Here is a 22,052-nt window from a genome sequence, read left to right as displayed (position 1 = left end):
TGGCGGGCCTTAAAACTCGTGTCCTGTACTTCCGATGGCACTCGCCGGGCGCGATCGCTGTTTCCGCGTGATCTCCGGCAGCGTGACGCCCTCGGCGAGTCCATCGTGTGCCAACTCGGAGAGGCGCTTTGGCGATACCCCCGCATCAATCGCCTCTCGATAGGCCGTTTCGATCCGGTCGTCGAGCGATCGAATGGCCTCGTTCGTCTCCGCGCCCGTGCGCTCAGGGGTTTCAGTCAGACTCGCTCGAAGAGACACGAGTCGAAACAACGCACGGACCGATCTTGGCATTGCTAGACGCGATAGGCTTCGTTCGACGAGTGCCCGCAATTCGGCGCCCGAAACTGGCTTTTGCAGATACTCGTCGATCCCGAGGTCGGGCAGTGTCTGATCCGGTGCGTTCGCCGTCACCATCCCAATCACGCCGTCGTACTCCCCACCACGAAGCCGGGCCGTAACTGCATCACCACTCAGTCCAGGGAGATTTCGATCCAGAAGGACCACAGCGACGTCGTCATCGACAGCGGCCACTGCCGATTCGCCGTCCGCTGCCGTCCGTACGTGATACTCTTCGGCCAACCAGAGTCGATGGAGTGTCCGAACGTCGCTGTCGTCTTCGACAACCAAGACAGTTTCCTGCGTCCCCATACTGGCTCGTACTCTCGGCGGCACCACCGTCAATACCAGTTTCCGTTCGAACCGTTCAAGATCGTTTACTCGGCGGTTTGGGCGTCTTTACGCGCTGTTTTTCGGTAGCCGAGGACTGATCGCGGCACGGGTCGGTTGTATCCCTCGCCACGCTTTTGTCCGTGCCACTGCCTCTGGTCTGTATGCGGCGTTTGATCGCTCACGACGGAGGAACGAGCCGTGACTAGTCCGGATGTCCTCGTGTTACGGGAGAAGCCCCACGGCCTCCCGGGGCAAAAGTATGCGGCGGCGTTGCAAGAGCGCCTCGGGGAGGTCGCGACTGTCCAGGCCGCACAGACGCCAGCTCAAGAACGCGAGGCGATCGCGACGGCCCCGATTGTCTCGGGCGGACACTTCGACGAATCGCTGCTTGCAGACGCTGACGCACTCGACTATTTTGCCTGTATGTATGCCGGATACGACCACCTCCCGCTGGAGGGAATGGCGGAACGCGACATTGCCGTTACGAACGCGGCAGGCGTCCATGGGCCGAACATCGCCGAACACGTTCTGGGCTCGTTTCTGGCCTTTGCCCGCCGGTTCTTCCAGGCCCGTCGCCAGCAACGCAACCACGAGTGGCGAGGGTTTCAGTCCCGCGAGCTCGCGGGCAGTCGGGTCGCCATCGTTGGCATGGGAGCAATCGGACAGGCGATCACCGAACGCCTGCAGGGATTCGACGTGACGACCGTCGGCGTCCGCTACACGCCCGAGAAGGGTGGCCCGACCGACGAAGTGTATGGCTTCGCGGAGATCCACCAGGCCCTCGCTGGCGCGGAATACGTCGCGATCGCCACGCCGCTGACCGAACAGACGCGTGGCCTCATCGGGGCCGAGGAGTTACAGACGCTGCCCCCGTCGGCCGTCCTCGTCAACGTGGCCCGCGGCCCGATCGTCGAGACGGACGCGCTGGTCGATGCGTTGCGGGCCAACCATCTACGCGGGGCGGCACTCGACGTGACCGAGCCAGAACCCCTGCCGAACGATCACCCGCTGTGGGACTTCGAAAACGTGTTTATCACGCCCCATACGTCGGGACACACACCCGACTATTACGAACGACTGGCCGATATCGTGGCACCGAACGTCGAATCGGTCCTACAGGAGAACTCTCCCGAGTCGCTGCGAAACCGCGTCGTTTGAGGTCGCTTGGAGTACTCACGGCAGCTTCTCACGAGCCGATCGAAGCGACGAATCTTCTCGAGACAGCCATTGTTGCGTCCGCGATCGTGGCTTTCGACCGCCCAAGCTTGACGGTTGGGCTCTCCTCCCGAGAGGAGCGGGCTTTGCCCGATCGAAGTAGCGATCGTCCGTCGGCCGTCTTGGAAACGCAACGTTCCTTGTCGTCGAACTCGCAACGATAGTATGCGTGAGTCAAATCGCGAGTGGATTTTCGCCCAGCGTCCCGACGGCGAGCCGGACATGGAAAGTTTCGAACTGCAGGAGAGTGCCGTTCCCGAGCCCAGACACGGTGAACTGCTGGTTCGGGTGCGGTATCTCTCGGTCGATCCGTACATGCGCGGCCGGATGCGCGATACCGAATCGTACGCCGAGCCCTGGGACGTCGGCGAGCCGATGGAAGGGACCGTTGTCGGCGAAGTCATCGAGAGTGAGAGCGAACGCTACGACGAAGGCGACCTCGTGACGGGTAATGGCACGTGGGCTGATTGCACGGTGCTGGACGCCGCCGACGTCGCGCCGGTCGATCCGTCGATCGCCGATCTGCCCGCATATCTCGGTGTCCTCGGTATGCCCGGCCGAACGGCCTACTACGGCCTGCTCGAGGTCGGCGATCCCAAGCCGGGCGAGACGGTCGTCGTGTCGGGTGCGGCCGGTGCGGTCGGGTCCGTCGTCGGCCAGATCGCGAAACTGAACGGCTGTCGGGTCGTCGGCTTTGCTGGTTCCGACCGGAAAACCGAGTGGCTTACCGAGGAACTCGGGTTCGACGCCGCGATCAACTACAAAGACGTCGAGGACTACCGAGGAGCACTCGACGACGCCGCGCCCGACGGCGTCGACGTCTACTTCGACAACGTCGGTGGGCCGATCACCGATGCCGTCTTCACGAAACTGAATCTCGACGCACGAGTGGCTGTCTGTGGACAGATCGCCCACTACAACGACGAAGGCGTCCCGACCGGCCCCCGGAAGCTGCCCCAGCTCATTGCGCCCCGGGCTACGGTGCAGGGGCTACTCGTCGGTGACTACGTGACTCGCTTCGAGGAAGCCAGCCAGCAACTCGGGACGTGGGTCACATCCGGGCAGATCGAGCATCGAGAGAGTATCGTCGACGGACTCGAAAACGCGCCCGATGCGTTCCTCGGGCTGTTTTCGGGCGACAACATCGGCAAGCAGGTCGTCGCCGTCTCGGAATAACCGCGACCTTTTGTCGCGAACGGTTTCCGGCCATTCGCGATTCTTGCCCGAGACTAGGCTCTGGGGACTCAACAGTCGAGTGACTCGACGCGGCACCTGCTCGAAACGCCGACCAAGCGGTCAGGAATTCAGGACGGTCGACTCGTCAGATACCCGTCATGGGCCTCTAGAAGCCAGTACACGATGAGAACACCGAGACCCGCCACGGTCAACACTGTGTCTGTTTCGAGACCTCGGAGTTGCCACTCCGGGCCGAAAAGCCCAAACGCACCGAGTGTGAGCCAGCAACCTAACGCGGCGAGAAATCGCCAGTGAGAACCAACAGCGAGGTCACCTGTCTCACTGCGACGAGCCAGGTAGAGATGGCCGGCGCCCACGCCGACCGCGTAATACCCGACAAGCCCCACGCCCGCAAGCCAGTCCGGCGGTGAGGCTACTGCGATCACAACGAGTAGTGCGAATGCCCCGACGACGGCGGTTCCATAGACGGTATTTTCACGGGAGACCATACTACCTGGTCGCTGGTGGTCGTGAAAACAGTTGCTGTCGCCGGTTAGACGTACCCCTTCTCGGCGAGCAACTCGCCGTTGAGGATGCTCGCGCCGGCCGCCCCGCGGAGGGTGTTGTGGGCAAGCGTGTTGAACTGGACGCCCGCCTCGGTCGCCTGGATGCCACCGACGCTGATCTGCATTCCATCTTCCCGGTTGCGGTCGAGGCGCGGTTGCGGGCGATCGGGCTCCGCGAAGACGTTGATGAGGGGGTCGGGCGAACTGTGGAGCTCCGCCGAGGGGTACTCGGCCATCGCTTCGGCTACCTCCTCGACAGTCACGTCCGCCGAAAGGTCCGCCCAGACGTTTTCTAAGTGGCCGTCGAGCGTCGGGATCCGATTACAGGAGGCAGCCACGTCGGCTTCGAGCCACTCGACTTCGCTGCCATCGAAGGTACCCAGGAGCTTGCGCGATTCGGTTTCCATCTTGTCTTCTTCGCCGCCGATGTGTGGAATCGCGTTGTCGATAATCTCCATCGAGGTGACCCCGGAGTAGCCGGCTCCCGAGACGGCCTGGAGCGTCGAGACGTCGACGCGTTCGACGCCGAAGGCTTCTTCGAGTGCTGCAAGCGGGGGCACCATCGTGATCGTCGAGCAGTTGGGATTCTTCAAGAGTGCCCCGTCCCAGCCGCGCTGCTCGCGTTGGACCTCGATCAGGTCGACGTGTTCCGGGTTCACTTCGGGGATCGTCAGCGGGACGTCCGGATCGGTCCGGAAGTTCGAAGAGTTCGAGGAGACGACGTAGCCCGCCTCGGCAAAGCCCGGCTCGACGTCCTCGCCGACAGCTGAGGGCAACGACGAAAAGAGCAGGTCAACGCCCTCGGGGACAGCGTCGGGTTCGGTCGCCCCGACGGTCATCTCGGCGACGTGATCGGGGATCGGCGCGTCGATCCGCCACTTGGCTGTCTCGCGGTACGACTTTCCGGCGCTGTCTTCGCTTGCGGTCAGCGCACCAATCTCGAAGTCCGGGTGTGGATCGAGCAACTGGACCAGCCGCTGGCCGACAGCACCCGTCGCACCCAGGATACCGACATCTACAGGCATGACTGGATCTTTGGGTGAGGACCGGTCAAAACTGTTTGGATCGGCAGTTCTCGCGAGCGGAGCAGAGAGATAGTGACCGAGTGATCAGGCTTCGACGCCGCCGGCCTCTTTCCGGGTGACGTAGCCTGCGATGCGGTTGCGAACGCCTTTCGATTCGACGTTCGTCAGTTCCGAGACCAGTTCCTTGTTGTGCTCGAAGTCCGTCGAGAACACTTCCGGATAGCGCTCTCGAAGCGTCGTCGCGGTCTTCTTGACGTAGGCGGGTTTGATTGCCATACCGAGTCGTTACCGAGTCGGCCCCTAAAAGGATTCGAATCGCCCGTCGGTCTCCGGGAGCTCCACGACCTCCCGGAGCCGGTCGAGAGCAGCCACTTCGCGATCGCCACCGGTTCGCTCGATGACGTCGGCGAAATACGCCAGTCGCGCTGCTAACGGTTCGTCGTCGTATGCGGGGACGTCCAGTCGTGAGGCTGCCACTGTCGCTTCGATCACGGCCGCGTGGCCGCGGTTGATCGTCGGGACGACGCGGTTCTCTGTGCCTGTCTCGACCGGCGTGAGTTGCCAGTCGACCCACTCAGTGCCACCTTCCGTTCCCGTCTCGGAATCTTCGGCTTCGACGTGTGCCCAGGCATCCGCATTGTCGAGGATGGGGTCGTCGAGTTCACGAATCGTCAACGCCGCTTCGACGAAATCGAGGGGGTCTCGGGTGAACTGGATGTAGCCCTCGCCCTCCCGCTCGAAATTCACTCGCGTCCGCGTTTGACCCCAGGTCCGGGCCGTTACCATCTCCCCGGCATGCAAGCCGAGGGCGGCGACGTTGTACCGTCCGCCCGGGCCGCGCGTCGTCACGATCGACTCGGTGACGCCCCGAACCTCGACGGGCCACGCCTCGCTCATATCTCGGCCCCCCTGGACAGCGCGACGAACAGGCCACCAGCGAGGATATCGGCCGTCGTCCCCGGATTGATGCCGTCGGCGACGAGTTCCTCAGCCAGTTCCGCGGGGTCGACCTGTTCGTCTCGGACGGCCGCCGCCCGCTCGCGGACGGTCGCCGCCACCGCCTCGCCGTGATTGATCGCGACGAATGGGTCCGGTTCGGTCGCGAGCAGGTCGAGGAAGGTCTCTGCCGCGCGGTCGGTAATCGGTCCCTCTCGTCGTTCGATTGCGTCTGCGGCTTCGAAGGTTCGGTCGAACCCGCCGATCCACTCCCGGGCGATGCCGTCCCGGTCGGTCGAGCGGTCCATCACGTCGTACAACGACAGGTCGCGCGCACGCAGTGCCGGGATCGCGTCAGCCCCGCGACGAACGTCCAGTGTATCCATGTCGTCTGGCGGGTCGGCGACGGCGACATCGACGTGTTCGAATGCCCGATAGAAGCCTTCGGCGTCCACGACGGTTGTCGACTCGGCGACGGCCGTGGCACGAGCCGGAGTCAGCTCGCCCGTCCCAGCCGTCCGCACCAGCGGCGCCAGCAACAACAGCCCACCGAACTGCGTGTTGGTGCCGGCCCCCTCGCTCATGCCCGCAACTGCCCGCTCGAAGGCGACGCCGATCGACGGGCCATCCGGGGTTGCGAGCGCGTCGAGGCCGTCGATTGCACCGACGGCCCCCGCCAGGAAGTGCTCGAACCGGAGGTCGTCGTGATCTCTGTGCCGGTCGACGTTGCCCGGCGTTGGGGTCGTGGCGACTTCCAGCAGCAGGGCGAGGTGGGCCTGCTCGGCGATCGATCGCGTCATCGGCCTCCCTCCATCGGCTCGCCGAACCACGCGTCGGTCGCGTCCCGGACGCGATCGAGGACGACGGGACGATCGCTCGGTCGTCCCACGCTGACGGCGTCGGCCCCGTAGGCCAGATATTCCCGGACCGTCCCACGATCCCGGACGCCGTTGTTGGCGATCACGAACAGGTCCGTCGCGGCGACGATTTCGGCGACGACACCTTCGCTGTCCATCGCGTCGACGTGGATCGCGTCGGCGCCCACCTGTTCGATCTTTCGGGCGATGCCTGGTACGTCGACGCCAGGGACCTCTGTCCGGACTTTCACACTGACGGTCGCCCCTGCTTCCGCGGCGGTCGCGACCTGGGCGGCCAGTCGGTCTGGCTCTCTGAGGAGCGACTGACCCGCGCCGACGTCGCACATTTCGGCTTGGCGGCAGTGAGCGTTGATCTCACAGATCGCGTCGTGGACAGTACAGACGTCGGCAACCCTCCGGAGTGGTTCGAGGGTACGACCCCGGACATTAAGGCCGGGGACGATCGACATATCCGTGACCTCAGCGAGTTGTTGCTCGGCAAAAGCAAGTGGGTCGTCGGGCAAGAACTCCTCGCGATCCCGGTCCTCGACCATCGTCCGGGCAGCCGTTCGCGTCGGCTCGTCGACTGCCAGCCCGCCGAGGACAGCCGCGCCGACGGACGGGGCCGCCGACTTCGCCCATGCGGCGTCCGAGGCCCCACTGAGACTGGCTGCCGCAACGCGCGGCCTAAACGGCAGTGACGGATCGGTCACGACTTCCCCGGTCTCTCCCATCAGGCCACCACCCCCAAGGCTTCCTTTAGGGCACGGGCGACGCGCTCGGAATCGGAGTCGCTGTCGAGCGTCGTGTCCGTTCGCACGGTCGGCCGATCGAGTTCCGTCCCGTCCGCGTCGTCGAGGACGAACGCGTCGGCGAAGGGATAGGCCTCGGCGACGCCGGCGGTACTCGGATCGAATCCCTCGGCGGCCATGAGCTTCGCTGCCGGGCCGGAGAAGACCTGATCTTCGACGAACGGCGAGACGGCGACCACCGGGGTCTCGGCCAGTGCCGCGGCGATTTCGTCGATGGCTGCCATTGGGCCGATGCTCGTGATCGGATTCGCGGGACCGATCACGACAGGCTCATCGAGTGCGTCGAGTACCGCGTCGGTCGCTGTCGCCGCCGCGGCCCCTCGAAAATCGACGGCTTCGACTGCTGGCTCGCCGTCCCGGGCGACCCAGAACTCCTGGAAGTGCATCGTCCGCTCGGGCGTGTGGATCAGCGACGCGACGGGATCGTTACTCATCGGGAGGACCTCACGCTCGATCCCGAGGGCATCGCCGAGCATCCGGGTGACGTCCGTCAGTGAGTGCCCCTCGTCGAGGAGGCTCGTCCGCGTGATGTGGAGTGCCCTGTCGCGGTCACCGATGTGCATGAACTCCCCGACCCCCGAGAAGCGACGCCAGCGAGCGATCGACCGACCGGCCGTCTGCCGATCGGCGGAGAGATACCGTGGTCCGCGATCCAGCTCGGCCTCGGCTGCAAGCGAGTGGAGGAACTCGTGGGTTTCTGCGGTGTCGTCGTCGATACCCCACCACGTCGTTCGATCGAGTATTCCGCCTTCGAGGAACAGTACCGTGTCGACGTCGGGACAGACCAGAAACCCGCCGATCTCGATGTCGTCGCCCGTGTTCGCGACGACTGTCGTCTCGGCGGGTGAAAAAACTGCTTCAGCGCCGGCAAGGAGTTTGGGGGTTCCGGTCCCCCCAGCGAGAAACGTAGCCATAGCGCCCGATAGGGTAGTCGCTGCCGTAAATCGCACGCCCGTCTCGTCCAATTGTCAGCGCTGAGAACTGGAGTGGTAGCTTCAAGTCACTGGACGAACACTCACGAGACAATGGCCGAAATATACGACGAGCGCGTCAGTGCCCACCGGTTCGCGCCGGCGGCACCCGACGAACCCTACGTCTATGGCGCCTGCTGTCCGGGCTGGCACTCGACGGCAGATCACCACGAGGCCATCGACGAGTGGATCGCGTTCATGCGCGAACACGACGTCGAACGCGTCTTGAGCCTCCTGACTGGCTCCCAACTCGACCGGACGGACGCAAACGTGGCCAGGTATCGCGAAGCGTTCGGCGACGAATCCGTCGCGCACGTCCCAATCCCTGACCACCACCTTGCCGATCGTGACACACTCGCCGAGGATGTCCTCCCGTTCCTCGAAGACGCGGTCGAGGGTCAACAGCGGGTCGTCGTCCACTGTCTCGCCGGGATCGGACGGGTCGGCCACGTTCTCGCGGCGTGGCTCGTCTCTGGCCGTGGGTATACGCCCGTCGAGGCCGTCGATACCGTCCGTGAGATGGGGCGCGTCCCAACGCAGGCCGTCGACGCCGGGAACGCCAGACGCGGTGAACTGTTCGAATTGCTTTCGACCTTCGAGTGATGGCCGGTGGCAGTTCCAACGAGTGTTTCGCGTATCACGGCTAGTCGGCTCCCTGCCTCCCGACACCTTTTGCTCTGGGCCGACCAAATCGAACTATGACTACGATCAAAGATAGCGTCCACGATCACATCGAAATCGAGGGCGTCGCGCGCGATCTGCTCGATACGCCTCCCGTCCAGCGACTCCGGCACGTCACCCAATTGGGCACTGTCTCATTGGTCTACCCGTCTGCCAATCACACCCGCTTCGAGCATTCCCTGGGAGTGTATTATCTCGCCGACCAGGCACTCGACCACCTCGGTATCGAGGGCCAGCAGGCCGAGCGCGTTCGCGCGGCTGCACTGTTGCACGACGTCGGCCACGGCCCCTACAGCCACAACGTCGAACCACTCATCTACCGCCACACAGGCAAGTACCACGACGACGTCCACGACCTGCTCGGCGACGGGGCCGTCGCGCGTGTCCTCGCCGAGCACGGGCTCAATCCGGATGCCGTCGCTGATCTGGTCGCGGGCGACGGCGAACTCGGCCAGCTCGTCTCGGGTGAACTCGACGTCGACCGCATGGACTATCTCGCGCGGGACGCCCACCACACTGGCGTTCCCTATGGCACGATCGATCACGGCCGCCTCGTCCGCGAGTTACGATTCCGCGACGGCGAATTGGTCCTCGCCGAAGGCAACGTCCAGACCGCAGAGAGCCTCCTGCTCGCTCGCGCGCTGATGACGCCGACCGTCTACAGTCACCACGTCGCCCGCATCGCCAAGGCGATGCTCCGGCGAGCGAGCGCGCGCCTCCTCGAAACGACCGAGACATCGGCGGGACGCTTTCGCCGCATGGACGATAAGGACCTCCTCGTGGCACTCCGATCGACTGCATCGACGACCGAGGTTGCTCGCCGCCTCACGTATCGAGACCTCTACAAGCGGGCCGTCTGGGCTGAACGGGACGCGGTACCCACAGACGTTCTCGAGGCGTCCCAGGAGACGATCCGTGAGTTCGAACGGACGATCGCAGCCGAGGTCGACGTCGATCCTGCGTCGGTTATCGTCGACGTGCCCGACGATCCATCGATGGTCGAGTCGAGTTCTCGTGTGCTCGTCAACGGTGAGGTCCGCCGCCTCGGAGAACAGTCCACGCTGGTCAGTGCCCTACAGACAGCCCGCCGTGACCAGTGGCGACTCGGCGTGTATGCGCCTGCCGATGTCCGCGATCGCGTTGGCGACGTGGCGGTTCGTACCCTCGGCCTGAATATCGACGGAGCCCGAATAAGCGACACCCACCGAGGGATTCACGCGACCCTCGACGAGTTCCAGTGACTGGCCGTCTGTGGGCGGCGAGGCGACGGTCAGGCCTCGCCGTCGTCTGCGGGATCGTACTCGAAGATATCCTCGATCGTACACTCGAAGTAGTGGGCGAGCTCGAAGGCTAATTCGAGGCTCGGATCGTACCGTCCTCGCTCGATGGCGTTGATGGTCTGTCGCGAAACATCGACGTCATCGGCGAGTTCACCTTGTGTTATATCCTTCTTTGCCCGCCAGACGTTCAGATCGTTCTCCATCGTCACATCTGCCGTCGGTAATACTCGTTTGCCACCTGCTGGAGGAAGACACTCCCGAGGGTACATCCCAGGAGTATCGGGACCATCGGCAGGTCGATCTCGGTCATCGTCAGCACTAACAGCACCACTGACAGACAGATCAGCAGCACACTCCACGAGATTGCGGTCGCTTTGTAGGTGATCTGTTTGCTTCGCTCGTCGGCGATTCCGGCCCGCTCTAACCGTTTGTAGTACCCGTACCCGGCCACACTACCGACCACCATCAACCCGATACCCATCCAGAACGGCGAGAATTCGGGAAGCGAATCCTCGACCATCGCACTGCCGAAACCGAGGACGAGGCCTGCAAGGACCGCACCCACGAACATGAGTCTGATCCGACCGAAGGAACTCCAGTTGTTTCGCATCATTATGTAAAGTACGCTTTCCTCTTTGACTATAAAACTTTCCTAATTGTCGTCTTAGGTTGATGTCACTCGGGATCGGTCCCGTTCGTCCGGTCTCACGACAGCACGCTCGCAACTGATCCGACCACCACCCAGCGGGTGTCTCTGTCCACAAGTAACGACTCCCGACTCGAACGGACTGAAAGCGTCTGACTCCTCGAAACCGTCAAACCATGTTCGCCCGAACGAACGGGCATGGAACTGGAAGGGACGATACTCCGTGGGCGTGACTTCGAGCCGATCGATGGACGGGTTGTCCTCGAGGACGGCGAAATTGCCGCTGTCGAGGAGACCAGCACTGACAGCGACAATATCGTCCTCCCGGCGTTCGTCAACGCCCACACGCACATCGGCGACTCGATCGCTAAGGAAGCCGGTGGCGGTCTCAGCCTGGACGAACTGGTTGCGCCGCCCGATGGGCTGAAACATCGCTTACTCCGGGAAGCGACACGCGAGGAACTGATCGGCGCGATGGCGCGTTCACTCCAGTTCATGGAGCAAGCCGGGACAGGGGCGTTTATCGAATTTCGCGAGGGTGGTATCGAAGGTGTCGAGACGATCGAAACAGCCCTGGACGGACAGGATATCGAGAGCGTCATCCTCGGTCGTGAGACGGTCGAGGCGATGGAGGAAGCCGACGGCTTCGGGGCCAGCGGTGCCCGGGACGGCGAGTTCGGTGCCGAACGGACGGCGACCGCAAACGCGGGGAAACTTTTCGGCATTCACGCCGGCGAACGTGACAGCGCCGATGTCAACCCCGCACTCGATCTCGATCCGGACTTTCTGGTTCACATGGTTCACCTAGAGGACCTCCACTACAGGCGACTCGACGACGAGGAGACACCGGTCGTGCTCTGTCCGCGGTCGAACCTCGTCACCGGCGTCGGGACGGCTCCCGCACGCGAGTTACTCGACCGGACGACGGTCGCGCTGGGAACGGACAACGTGATGCTCAACAGCCCCTCGATGTTCCGGGAGATGGCGTTCGCGGCCAAACTCTACGATGTCTCCGCAAGGGAGGTCCTTCGCATGGCGACCGTCGCTGGGGCGGACATCGCCAATCTGAACGGTGGCGTGATCGAGCCCGGTCGCGACGGTCGCCTGCTCGTGCTCGACGGCGAGTCGGACAATCTCGCTGGCGCAGAAGATATCGTCCGTGCCGTCGTTCGACGTGCCGGTGTCGCCGACGTCACTGACGTCGTTCTCGGTGGCTCCTGACGGCCCACCGACACGAACTATTAAACGGCCTGTCGCCAAACGTTAACATACGTTCATGTACGATAAGATCCTCTTGCCGACTGATGGCTCTGAAGGGATGGAACGGGTGATCGAGCACACTGCCAGGTTGGCTCGCCATCACGGGGCGACGATCCACGCTGTCCACGTCGTCGACACGGCCACGATGAGCCGGATGCCTATGGAGACGTCCTGGGAAGCCGTCTCGGGAATGTTGCGCGAAGAGGGCCAACGGGCACTCGATCAGGTACGGGACAGTACCGGTGACGTCCCCGTCGAGGGATCGCTGACGGAAGGTGTCCCGAATCAGGAGATCGTCGAGTACGCCGAGCGCCACGATATCGACCTGATCGTCATGGGTACTCACGGGCGTGGCGGACTCGATCGGCTCCTGCTCGGGAGTGTCGCCGAACGAGTCATCCGGACTGCACCCGTTCCCGTGACGACGATCCGTGTCGCCATAGCTTCGAGCGAAAGCGAGGCCTGAGAGCGACCGCCCAGTGCAACTGCTTCAACCGGGTTAGCTGAACGGATAGTCCTCGAGCGTCGCCCCGTCAGGGTTCGGGACGTCGTCGTACAACCGCCAGGACTCGACGTGCTCGAGTGTCTCGCCTGGATCGACAGTCCGCAATGGGCCGAGCGTCTCGATCTCCTCCATGTCCGCGTCGGTGTACACTTCGAGCGCACAGCCACGATCGGGATACGTCCCGTCCGGGTCGTATTCGATGGATTTTACGAAGGCGTGGCCATTGTTGACGTACCCGATCCACTCGTCGACGCCCGTCGACCCGACTTTGCACGCCCCGTCGCCGTCCGGATCCTGTTCGACCCGGAGGTGGCCATCGCGCAGTGACAGCCGATCGTCGCCCAGACTCGTGTACGGCCAGAACGTCAGCGAGCGGTCGGGGAGCCGGTCCTGGGTTCCGGCCCGTGCCGCCGGGAGAAATCCGGTCCCGCCGCCCTCCATGACGGTAATGCCCCAGGGAGCGAGTTCGATCGGCCACAGCCCTTCGTTCGTGACGCGATGGGTGACGGTGACTGCCGGTTCGTCGTCGACCATCTCGACGGTCAGTTCCTTCCGGATGTGGGTTCCCGACTCGGTGGGTTGGCGGAGTGTGACGGCCCCGTCACCGAGCTCGTACTCGACTGGCTCGTTATCGGGTGTCAACGTTCGGTCGCTGACTTCCGGGGCGTACCAGAGCCGATGCCCGCCGTAAATCCGGTACTCGTCACTCCCGCGCTCACCGAGATCCTCCGCTACTTGATGGAACTCGTTTGGGCCATCGACGAACCCGAACGAGACGATTCGTGGCCCAACCTCTGTCGTTGCGATCAACTCGATGTCATCGTTGCCGAGTTTGATGCAATCGTCCCAGCCAGCATACGAAATCAGTTCCGCAGTGGTCTCACCCATGGCTGGCGGTTCGACCGCACCCGACAAACAACTACCGAGAACTATCTATCCGCTTATATTTGGGACGAGAATCGAGGCGACGGCGATTCAGTGATCGCCGACGTCTTCGTAGACCCAGGGTTCGTCCGCCCGCTCGTAGTCGAGGAGTTCCTCGTCGTCGAAGAACAGCTCGATCTCTCGCTCGTTGGCACCCGGATCCTCGTGATCCGAGCCGTGGATGATGTTCTGGCTCAGGTCGAGCCCGTAATCACCACGGATCGTTCCGGGCGCGGCCTCGGCGGGGTCGGTCGCCCCCATCATCTGGCGAACCTGTCGGGTCGCATCGGCACCCTCCCAGACCATCGCCATGACCGGTCCGGAGGTAATGAACGCGACCAGATCGTCGAAAAACGGCTTGTCTTCGTGTTCGGCGTAGTGCTCGTGGGCGAGGTCCTCGTCGATCTGCATGAACTTCGCACCAGCGAGCTTTAGCCCGCGATCTTCGAGGCGGGTGATGATGTCGCCGACCAGTCCGCGCTGGACGGCGTCGGGTTTTGCCATAACGAAGGTGCGCTCGTCGTGATGGCTCATTGTTCGACCTCCTCGGGTTCGCTGTCCTCGTCTGCTTGCTCGTCGGTCTCGTCTTCGTCACCGGCGTCATCCTCGGCGACGGCGGAGCCATCGTCGGTTGGGTCCGGCTCCGTTGCCGGCTCCTCTTCGACTGCCTCGCCGGCGGTCTCGCTGCCGGCTTCCGTCCAGGAGAGGTCCCGGGCTTCCCGACCGAGGTCTGCGTTTTTCTCACACTTGGCCGAGCAGTAGTGGATGGTCGTCCCGTCCGTTCGGACGAACATCGTCCCGGTGCCCGGCTCGATCTCGGCGCCGCAGTAGTCACATTCGCGTGTCTGTGGCATTATTGCCCTCCAATGGCGTCGGCCTCACGGGCGGTCTCCCGAAGCTGGAGGATATCCCCTTCGCGGACCGGCCCGAGGACGTTTCGCGTGATAATGCGGCCTTTGTTCTCGCCCTCGCGGATGCGGCACTTGACCTGCATGGCCTCGCCGTGCATCCCCGTCCGGCCCACGACCTCGATGACCTCCGCGGGCGTGGATCCGTCGTCTTCTGTCTCTTCAGCGCTCATTATTGGTCACCTCAGCGAAGGTCCTCGACCTTCTCGGCGATATCGTCGATGGTATCATCTGCGTCGCCCGCGTCGACGATCGCGGCCGCCGCGCTGCCGACTTCGAGCCCGGCAGCGTGGCCCAGATCGTCCTGGGCGCCGACGAAGATGAACGGAACTGACTTTTCGTCTGCCAGTTCCGGCAGGTGCATGACGATCTCTTCCGGCTGGACGTCTTCGGCGACGAAGATCAGATCCGCGTTGCCGCGTTCGATCGCCTTGGTCGTCTCGTTGGTTCCTTTCTTTACTTGGCCTGTGTCTCGCGCGATCTCGAGCGCCTCGAGGGCGTCGTCTTCGAGATCCGCGGGAACATCGAAATCGACGTATACTGGCATGATTGGATCACCTCCTGCACGTGGGCTCGCGCTCCCCCGCCGTTTCGGACCCGTGCCGGCCGTTCCGGCGGGCCCGACGTCGCCCGGCGAACCGACGTCCCCGGACGCTGTGAAAGTCCTAGATGGCTAGGAGCATCATCAACCCCGTGCAGGCTGTACTCCAACGTGGCCCGGCGGACGTAAAAGCGCTTTCGAAGCCACTTGCCCGTGGGAGCCCAGCACACAGGCCAACGACACCAACTACTGTGTCGAGCTGGTTAGCCGATCCATCGACGACTCGACCGCTTCGATCATCGCTACCTGCTGTTCCGTGTTCGCAACGATCTCCTGTACTTCGGCCGCGACTGTTTGGGCTTCCCCGAGCGCGTCGTCGACCATTGCCGCGATTTCTTCCGCACTCGCCGCCTGATCGTCGGTCGCATCGGAAACTTGACTGATCCCCTCGACCGTCGCAACCACTGTCTCGACGATCGCTTCGAAGCGGGACATTGCTTCATCGACCTGCTCGATGCTCTCGTTTACTTGCGTCGTCGTCCGCTCCAGATTTTCGACAGTCGACTGCGTTTCGGTTTGAATATCGCCGACCATCGCTTCGATGTCGCTGGCGTGGGTCTGGGACTCCTCGGCGAGACTCTTGACTTCGTCTGCAACTACGGCGAAGCCCTCTCCGGCTTCGCCTGCCCGGGCGGCCTCGATGGAAGCGTTCAGCGCCAGCATGTTCGTCTGGTCGGCAATATCGTTGATCACCTCGACGATCTCGTCGATCTCGTCGACGCGTCGCTGGAGCGCGTGGACATCCTCGGTCACCTCGTCAGCGGAATCGGCAGCCGTTTCCATGACGTTTACAGCCTCTCTGGCGGAGTCACGCCCTTCTTCGGCGAGGGTCTGGGCTTCGTTGCTGGTATCTTGGACTTCGTCGGCCGTCGATGCGATCTCTTCGATCGTCGCCGAGAGGTCGGAGACTTCGGTTGCAATCTCACCCATGTCGTCGGCCTGCCCGCTCGCCAGGCCTGAGATCTCCTGGGAGTACTCGGCGATCCCGTCGACAGACGCCTGTAACTGCTCGATGTCGCTATCGATCTCTGCGACGACTTCCTGTATCGTCGTTCCCATTTCGTCGACGACGTCGATAAGCGTGAGGAGTTCCTCGTCGAGGATACTCTCCGTGGCCTCGAAATCGACGGCCGCTTCGAGATGTCCGCGCTCGTAGGCACTGAGTGTCTGCTCGATCGCCTCTAACAAGTCGGCGCGTTCCTGACGGTACCGTGCCGAGTGCTTTAGATCCTGAACGATCTCGATGACACCGATCAGCTCGCCGTCCTCGTATATTGGGGTCGCGATGAACCAGATATCCCCACGCAGACTGGCCGTGTCTTCGTACACTGGCGTCTTATCGCCTTCGAGCATCACGTAGTCGTCGTCGACGACGCTAACCCCGGGAAAGTCGCTGTCTGCGCTCTGTGGTGATTCGAGTACTTTCTCCGCGAGGAGTGATTTCGATGGGTCTTCGTACAGTACGTGGCCGATGTTGTCGACGTCACGGACCTCGTGGTAGCTAACCCCGAGAAGCGACTCGATATGTCTGTTCCAGTTGACAACGGTACCGTCGTTGTCGAGGACGAGCGCCGGGAGGCTGATGACGTCCAGTACCGTTTCAGCATCTACGCGGTTCGTGGAGGGTGGTTGGGTCTGCTCTGTCATGCTGGTCCTGCCAGAATCTGATTCACACCCATCAGATAAAATAGCGATTATTGATTATCAATTCTGAGAACATGACAACACAAGAAGGGGCGCGTCGGTTCGTGGTGGCCATGTGTTCGATTCAGCGTCCGGCACACCCAAGGTTCCACCCAGTCTACGCACTGGCGATGGGCCATTCGATTGGACGCAGGCTCCGGGCCGAAGCCCAACGGACCGACGAGCGCCGACTCGTCGTCTTAGCGGGAGAGTCCGGGACCCGTGAGCCCGCTTTGCGGGACGTCGTGGCCGACGCTCGCCTCGACAGTGAGACGCTCTCAGTGGTCAGTCAGGCGTCGCTCCTTGGATGTGAGCGGATCGACCCGACCCACAGCGATAAGCTTCTCGGACAGACTCGTGACGGTGTCGTCTACGACGCAACCGAACGATTCGATCCCGATGTACTCGCCCACGTCGTCGGTGCCATTGCGGGTGGCGGATTGGGCATCCTCTTGACGCCACCCCTGGATACGTGGCCAGATCGACGTGACCGCTTCGACAGCACGCTCGCGGTTCCGCCGTTCGGGGTTGGGGACGTGACAGGGCACTTCCGGCGGCGAATCGTCGCGACACTGCGGTCCCACCCGGGAATCGCGATCGTCGACACCGACACGGAGACCATCGAGAGCGACGGGCTGAGAGACCCTGCTCCGCGACTCCGGACGGCCGAGCCATCGACGCCGGACGACCATGCGTTCCCTGCAGCGGTCTATCGACGGTGTCGGACGGCCGATCAGGTCGAGGCAGTAGCAGCCTTCGAGACACTCTTGGCGGCGGGGCGAGCGGTCGTTGTGGAGGCCGATCGCGGCCGGGGGAAATCGAGTGCTGCCGGGTTCGCTGCCGGAAGTCTCGCTGCAGCCGGGCGGGACGTCCTCGTGACGGCCCCCGAGCGTCGCAACGCCACGGAACTATTCGATCGCGCTCGGGAACTCCGGGCGGATCTCGATGCCGGAGGCGACGGTGGGGACCAGTCTGAAGCGCCCTCCGATGGGGGCAGCGAGGACAGCCGACTGCCGATCGAGTTTGACGCCGGATCGATTCGGTACGAGCGCCCAGATGTTGCGGTCGAGCAGGCATCGGACGCGGACGTAGTGTTCGTCGACGAGGCAGCGGCACTCCCGGTCGCCGTCCTCGATGGACTGCTGGACGCCCGGAGCGTCGGCTTCACAAGCACTGTGCGGGGCTATGAAGGGACCGGCCGGGGCTTCGACGTCCGTTTTCGTGATCGGCTTGCCGAGTCGGACTTCGATGTAACAGAACAGCACATGGACGACCCGATCCGATACGCCGCGGGCGATCCGATCGAGACCTGGTTGTTCCGGGCGCTATTGCTGGATGCGACACCAGCCCCCGCCCAGCTCGTTACCGACGCGACACCAGAAAATGTGGCCTACCGGCAACTCGAATCCACAACCTTACTCGAAAACGAGCCCCTCCTGGGGGAGGTTTTCGGTCTGCTCGTCGTCGCCCATTACCGAACGGAACCGGCCGACTTCGCCCGATTGTTGGACGCACCAAACGTCTCCGTGCGGGCACTCACTCTCGACGGCCACGTTGTCTCGGTCGCGTTACTGGCAAGAGAGGGTGCACTGCCGGCCGATATCCGGGGCGAAATGTACGAGGGCGGCCGCGTCGCTGGCAACATGATCCCCGATGTACTGACGAGTCAACTCCGTGACGAGGCGGCAGCCGTCCCCAGCGGCCAGCGGGTCATGCGGATCGCCACCCACGATGCCGTTCGTGGACGCGGACTCGGGTCGCGGCTGCTGAGTGCAATCCACGACGAGTTCGCCGAGACTGTCGACTGGCTCGGTACCGGCTATGGCGCGACGCCGGAACTGGTCGACTTCTGGCGGGAGAACGGATACAGTACCGTTCACCTCTCGACCTCGCGCAACGAACGCAGTGGCGAGCACTCGGCGATCATGCTCAGGCCGACCTCACCAGATGGCGAGGAACTGCTCGATCGACACACTGGCTGGCTTCTCGATCGTATCGAAGGCACGCTCTCGGCCCCACTCTCTGCTCTCGATCCCGATGTCGTGCGGGCTGTTCTCCGATCGATCGATCGGCCGCCAGAACTGGATCTCTCCGCGTTCGAGTGGCGCGTACTTGCCGGCTCTCCTCACGGTGCAGGCTTGTACGACACCGCGCCGGCAGCGTTTGCACGACTGGCGCTCCGGCACCTGGTCGAACCCGCGGGTGAATCACTCCTGTCTGCCCGCCAGGAGCGATTACTAGTGACGAAGACTCTCCAACATCGGCCCTGGGAAACCGTTACTGACGCACTGAACTATCACTCCCGGCGTGAGTGCATGCGTACACTGGGTGCGGCGGTCGGCACACTGATCGAAGCGTACGGCACTGACAACGCCCGTCGGGAATTCGATCGCTTCGAGTGAGTGTGTCACTCGGTCGGGAACCGAAACCTACACCCGCAGGAGTGACCGAAATATCGGTAGCAATGGCCGATTCACCGAACGAAGACCTCCGGAGCGCGGAGGTCACCGAGGGGGCCGATCGGGCACCCCACCGCTCGCTGTTTCGTGCTGCCGGATTGAGCGACGAAGAGATCCACAATCCTCACATTGGGATCGCTAACTCCTGGAACGAGATCGTCCCGGGCCACGTCCATCTCGACGAACTCGCCGAGTACGTCAAGGAGGGTGTCCGGGAAGCCGGCGGGACACCGCTGGAATTCAACACGATCGCCGTCGACGACGGCATCGCAATGGGCCACGAGGGCATGCGCTCTTCGCTGCCTTCCCGGGAGGTCATCGCCGATTCTGTCGAACTGATGGCCAACGCCCACCAGTTCGACGGGATCGTCGCGCTGGCATCCTGCGACAAGATCGTCCCCGGCATGCTGATGGCGATCGCCCGGCTTGACATCCCGGCGATCGTCGTCACCGGCGGACACATGGCCGCCGGCGAATTCGAGGACGAGCCCGCCGACCTCGTGACGGTCTTCGAGGGCGTCAGCCAGCACGAGGAAGGCGAGATGACCGACGAGGAACTGTACGAACTCGAATGTTCGGCCTGCCCCGGCGAGGGGTCGTGTGCGGGGATGTTCACCGCGAACACGATGGCCTGTGTCACGGAGACGCTCGGTCTCTCCTGGACAGAGTGTGCCACCCACGGCGCGACCGACGACCGGAAGTTCGAGATCGCCCGCGAAAGCGGCCGGCAGATCCTCGATCTCGTCAAGCAGGACGTTCGTCCCTCGGACTTCCTGACGCGGGAGGCCTTCGAGAACGCCGTTGCCGTCGATCTGGCTTTGGGGGGGTCGACGAACACGATGTTGCACATCCCCGCCATCGCCCAGGAGGCCGGCCTGGACATCACGCTCACCGACTTCGAGGAGATCGCCGAACGGACGCCCCACCTCGCGCACATGAGTCCGGCCGGTCCCTGGCGGATGGAACACCTCCGGGAGGACGGCGGCTTGCCCGCACTCTACCAGCGCATCGACGATCTACTCCATCTCGATCGGCCCACGATCGACGAGAAAACGATCGGCGAACGCATGGAAAGCGGCGACGCACCGGGCGAAGTCATCCAGTCCCGCGACGATCCGGTCCACGAAGAAGGCGGACTGTCCGTGCTGCGCGGGAATCTCGCGCCCGAGGGTGCAGTCGTCAAATCCGGTGCGATGGACGAGGACATGCACAACTTCGAAGGTCGGGCGCGAGTCTTCGAGTCCCAGCAGGCGATGCTTGCGGCCTACGACGAGGGCAATATCGAGCCCGGCGACTTCGTTGTCATCCGCTACGAGGGGCCAAAGGGCGGTCCGGGCATGCCCGAGATGCTCGAACCGACCTCGAAGATCAGCGGGTCGCCCCGTCTCTCTGGCGAGGTTGCACTCTTGACCGACGGCCGCTTCTCCGGCGGCACCCGCGGGGCGGCGATCGGCCACGCCAGCCCGGAGGCGGCCGCGGGCGGACCGATCGCACTCGTCGAGGAGGGCGACACCATCCGGATCGATGTCGACGAGGGCGTGCTGTCGCTCGACGTCTCGAACGAGGAACTGCGCGAACGGGCTTCTGAGTGGGAACCGCCGGAACTCGACGCAACCGGGAATTTAGAGCGCTTTGCCGCGCTGGCGACCAGTGCAGCAACCGGTGGCGTGCTGGAAGTGCCGGACCTGCCGACACCCTCGATCCAAGTGCCGGACGAAACGACTGGCGCGACCAGCGCTGACGACTAAAACCCCTCTTCCCACCGAAAGACGCCGTCTCCTTGAACGACCTCGCCATCGACGCTCAGCGTCGCATCTTCGCTCGTCTCGGCGATCAGATCGACGTGGATCGCACTGTCGTTGCCGGCTTCTCCGTCCGGCAGGCAGGCATCGTACGCTCGACCCAACGCCAGATGGACGGTCTCAGCCATCTTCTCGTCGAAGAGGATGTTGTCGGTGTAGCGGTCGATCCCGCGGTTCATGCCGATGCCGAGTTCTCCGAGTCGACGGGCACCATCGTCAGTTTCCAGCAATGCCGCAAGTGTTTCTTCGCCAGCGGCTGCCGAATAGTCGACGACTTCACCGTCCTTGAAGACGAGATGAACGTCCCGCAGCGTCTTCCCGCGGACCGTCATCGGCACGTCGAAGGTGACTTCGCCCTCGGCGTCAGCCGGTGCGGTAAAGACCTCGCCGCTGGGCAGGTTGTGCGAGTCGTCGGCCACTGACGCGGTGCTGTTGACCGCCGTGCGGCCCTCGATCGAGAGCGTGAGGTCGGTGCCAGGAGCGTCGATGTGGACCTCGCTCCCGTCATCGAGAATCGTCTTGAGTCGGTCCATCTCCTCGGCCAGGGACTCCCAGTCTCGCAGCGTGGCGTCGTAGACGAATTCGCGGTACTCCTCGAAGGCCATCCCGGCCTGCTGGGCGAGCGCTCGCGTCGGATGGAGTGTCGACACCCAGTCGGTCGCCAGGCGCGCCTCGCGGATCCCCTCCCGCGCTCGGGAGTGTGCCTGCTGGCGCTCGTCGGGCACGTCGGCCGTTCCGGCTGTGTTTCGTGATCCCTTCAAAATTAGGACGCTGTCTGCGTCCTCGTACAGTGATTTCTCGAAGGCTGGGTCGGTCTCGAAGTCCCCGTCATGTGCCCGGAGATACGCGCGTTGGATCTCGGCGGATCGATAGGCGCTGACGAGATTGGCCCCGCGGTCGCCGAGGGCTTTGGCGACCGCCACGGCCAGTTCGTGTGCTCCTTCGTCGACTGAGAGGACAACGTTGTCACCAGCCTCGATCCGTGCACTCCACTCGACCAAAATTTCGGCGTGTTCCCTGATGCGCTCGTCCATACACCCCAACCACACGGCCAAAAGAAAACGGCGGCGAAGCCG

25 protein-coding genes are annotated in these 22,052 nt (G+C 63.5%); 8 read left to right on the top strand and 17 right to left on the bottom strand.

The window, feature by feature from the left end; translation table 11 throughout:
* Positions 1-9: 9 nt before the first annotated feature.
* Positions 10-648, bottom strand: coding sequence for a response regulator transcription factor (locus FR699_RS04520; protein WP_158854367.1), 639 nt, complete (start codon positions 646-648; stop codon positions 10-12).
* A 219-nt stretch (positions 649-867) separates the two neighbouring features.
* On the opposite strand from FR699_RS04520, the gene FR699_RS04515 reads away from it, so the two are divergent.
* Positions 868-1,827: a D-2-hydroxyacid dehydrogenase gene (locus FR699_RS04515; RefSeq protein ID WP_154551571.1), complete on the top strand. Its 960-nt coding sequence runs from the start codon at positions 868-870 to the stop codon at positions 1,825-1,827.
* Positions 1,828-2,049: 222 nt separating this feature from the next.
* On the top strand, positions 2,050-3,060 hold the full coding sequence (locus tag FR699_RS04510; RefSeq protein WP_158854365.1) for an NADP-dependent oxidoreductase: 1,011 nt from the start codon (positions 2,050-2,052) through the stop codon (positions 3,058-3,060).
* A 128-nt stretch (positions 3,061-3,188) separates the two neighbouring features.
* Here the strand turns inward: FR699_RS04510 and FR699_RS04505 are convergent, their stop codons facing one another.
* From FR699_RS04505 to cofD, 7 genes are all read right to left on the bottom strand, one after another.
* Positions 3,189-3,569: a hypothetical protein gene (locus FR699_RS04505; RefSeq protein ID WP_158854363.1), complete on the bottom strand. Its 381-nt coding sequence runs from the start codon at positions 3,567-3,569 to the stop codon at positions 3,189-3,191.
* 44 nt (positions 3,570-3,613) lie between these two features.
* Positions 3,614-4,651, bottom strand: coding sequence for an aspartate-semialdehyde dehydrogenase (gene asd / locus FR699_RS04500; protein WP_158854361.1), 1,038 nt, complete (start codon positions 4,649-4,651; stop codon positions 3,614-3,616).
* Positions 4,652-4,735: 84 nt separating this feature from the next.
* Positions 4,736-4,927, bottom strand: a complete 192-nt coding sequence (locus tag FR699_RS04495; RefSeq protein WP_154551574.1) for a 30S ribosomal protein S17e — start codon at positions 4,925-4,927, stop codon at positions 4,736-4,738.
* Positions 4,928-4,951: 24 nt separating this feature from the next.
* Complete coding sequence (locus FR699_RS04490; protein ID WP_158854359.1) at positions 4,952-5,548, bottom strand: DUF447 domain-containing protein; 597 nt, start codon at positions 5,546-5,548, stop codon at positions 4,952-4,954.
* Positions 5,545-6,387 (bottom strand): triphosphoribosyl-dephospho-CoA synthase, encoded by an 843-nt coding sequence (locus tag FR699_RS04485; protein WP_158854357.1) that lies wholly within the window; start codon positions 6,385-6,387, stop codon positions 5,545-5,547. The genes FR699_RS04490 and FR699_RS04485 overlap by 4 nt, the downstream gene beginning before the upstream one ends.
* Positions 6,384-7,178 carry a tRNA-dihydrouridine synthase gene (locus FR699_RS04480; RefSeq protein WP_158854355.1) on the bottom strand — a complete coding sequence of 265 codons (795 nt, stop codon included), beginning with the start codon at positions 7,176-7,178 and terminating at the stop codon, positions 6,384-6,386. Before FR699_RS04480 ends, FR699_RS04485 begins: the two co-directional genes overlap by 4 nt.
* Positions 7,178-8,170: a 2-phospho-L-lactate transferase gene (gene cofD, locus FR699_RS04475; RefSeq protein ID WP_158854353.1), complete on the bottom strand. Its 993-nt coding sequence runs from the start codon at positions 8,168-8,170 to the stop codon at positions 7,178-7,180. Before cofD ends, FR699_RS04480 begins: the two co-directional genes overlap by 1 nt.
* Positions 8,171-8,281: 111 nt before the next feature.
* Between cofD and FR699_RS04470 the strand changes: the two genes are divergently transcribed.
* Positions 8,282-8,830, top strand: a complete 549-nt coding sequence (locus FR699_RS04470) for a dual specificity protein phosphatase family protein (protein WP_158854351.1) — start codon at positions 8,282-8,284, stop codon at positions 8,828-8,830.
* 95 nt (positions 8,831-8,925) lie between these two features.
* A complete protein-coding gene (locus FR699_RS04465) occupies positions 8,926-10,149 on the top strand; it encodes an HD domain-containing protein (protein WP_158854349.1) in 1,224 nt (407 codons plus the stop codon).
* A gap of 29 nt (positions 10,150-10,178) precedes the next feature.
* Here FR699_RS04465 and FR699_RS04460 read toward each other — a convergent pair whose 3' ends face one another.
* The gene (locus FR699_RS04460) at positions 10,179-10,391 is read right to left on the bottom strand and encodes a helix-turn-helix transcriptional regulator (protein ID WP_154551581.1); all 213 of its coding nucleotides are present in this window, start codon (positions 10,389-10,391) and stop codon (positions 10,179-10,181) included.
* Between the two features lie 2 nt (positions 10,392-10,393).
* Positions 10,394-10,801, bottom strand: coding sequence for a DUF2178 domain-containing protein (locus FR699_RS04455; protein WP_154551582.1), 408 nt, complete (start codon positions 10,799-10,801; stop codon positions 10,394-10,396).
* A gap of 231 nt (positions 10,802-11,032) precedes the next feature.
* Between FR699_RS04455 and FR699_RS04450 the strand changes: the two genes are divergently transcribed.
* Together FR699_RS04450 and FR699_RS04445 are read left to right on the top strand one after the other, a co-directional pair.
* On the top strand, positions 11,033-12,055 hold the full coding sequence (locus FR699_RS04450; RefSeq protein ID WP_158854347.1) for an amidohydrolase family protein: 1,023 nt from the start codon (positions 11,033-11,035) through the stop codon (positions 12,053-12,055).
* A gap of 55 nt (positions 12,056-12,110) precedes the next feature.
* Positions 12,111-12,560 (top strand): universal stress protein, encoded by a 450-nt coding sequence (locus FR699_RS04445; RefSeq protein ID WP_154551584.1) that lies wholly within the window; start codon positions 12,111-12,113, stop codon positions 12,558-12,560.
* A gap of 33 nt (positions 12,561-12,593) precedes the next feature.
* On the opposite strand, the gene FR699_RS04440 is transcribed toward FR699_RS04445, so the two are convergent.
* The 6 genes from FR699_RS04440 to FR699_RS04415 all read right to left on the bottom strand — a co-directional run bounded on the left by FR699_RS04440 (position 12,594) and on the right by FR699_RS04415 (position 16,679).
* Positions 12,594-13,487: a hypothetical protein gene (locus FR699_RS04440; RefSeq protein ID WP_154551585.1), complete on the bottom strand. Its 894-nt coding sequence runs from the start codon at positions 13,485-13,487 to the stop codon at positions 12,594-12,596.
* 87 nt (positions 13,488-13,574) lie between these two features.
* A complete protein-coding gene (gene ndk / locus FR699_RS04435) occupies positions 13,575-14,057 on the bottom strand; it encodes a nucleoside-diphosphate kinase (protein WP_158854345.1) in 483 nt (160 codons plus the stop codon).
* Entirely contained in the window at positions 14,054-14,377 is a 324-nt protein-coding gene (locus tag FR699_RS04430; protein ID WP_154551587.1) for a 50S ribosomal protein L24e, read from the bottom strand. Before FR699_RS04430 ends, ndk begins: the two co-directional genes overlap by 4 nt.
* Positions 14,377-14,604, bottom strand: a complete 228-nt coding sequence (locus tag FR699_RS04425) for a 30S ribosomal protein S28e (RefSeq protein ID WP_154551588.1) — start codon at positions 14,602-14,604, stop codon at positions 14,377-14,379. The genes FR699_RS04430 and FR699_RS04425 overlap by 1 nt, the downstream gene beginning before the upstream one ends.
* 11 nt (positions 14,605-14,615) lie before the next feature.
* Complete coding sequence (gene rpl7ae, locus FR699_RS04420; RefSeq protein ID WP_154551589.1) at positions 14,616-14,978, bottom strand: 50S ribosomal protein L7Ae; 363 nt, start codon at positions 14,976-14,978, stop codon at positions 14,616-14,618.
* A 240-nt stretch (positions 14,979-15,218) separates the two neighbouring features.
* The gene (locus tag FR699_RS04415) at positions 15,219-16,679 is read right to left on the bottom strand and encodes a methyl-accepting chemotaxis protein (protein WP_158854343.1); all 1,461 of its coding nucleotides are present in this window, start codon (positions 16,677-16,679) and stop codon (positions 15,219-15,221) included.
* A gap of 167 nt (positions 16,680-16,846) precedes the next feature.
* On the opposite strand from FR699_RS04415, the gene tmcA reads away from it, so the two are divergent.
* Positions 16,847-19,117 carry a tRNA(Met) cytidine acetyltransferase TmcA gene (gene tmcA, locus FR699_RS04410; RefSeq protein WP_158854341.1) on the top strand — a complete coding sequence of 757 codons (2,271 nt, stop codon included), beginning with the start codon at positions 16,847-16,849 and terminating at the stop codon, positions 19,115-19,117.
* A gap of 62 nt (positions 19,118-19,179) precedes the next feature.
* The gene (gene ilvD, locus FR699_RS04405) at positions 19,180-20,922 is read left to right on the top strand and encodes a dihydroxy-acid dehydratase (RefSeq protein WP_158854339.1); all 1,743 of its coding nucleotides are present in this window, start codon (positions 19,180-19,182) and stop codon (positions 20,920-20,922) included.
* Here the strand turns inward: ilvD and FR699_RS04400 are convergent.
* Complete coding sequence (locus tag FR699_RS04400; RefSeq protein ID WP_158854337.1) at positions 20,919-22,010, bottom strand: aminopeptidase; 1,092 nt, start codon at positions 22,008-22,010, stop codon at positions 20,919-20,921. The genes ilvD and FR699_RS04400 overlap by 4 nt on opposite strands.
* Positions 22,011-22,052: the final 42 nt, after the last annotated feature.

This window comes from Halorhabdus sp. CUG00001, from assembly GCF_009797925.1.
Lineage (GTDB): Archaea > Halobacteriota > Halobacteria > Halobacteriales > Haloarculaceae > Halorhabdus.
This window is presented reverse-complemented; position numbering and strand designations above follow the sequence as displayed.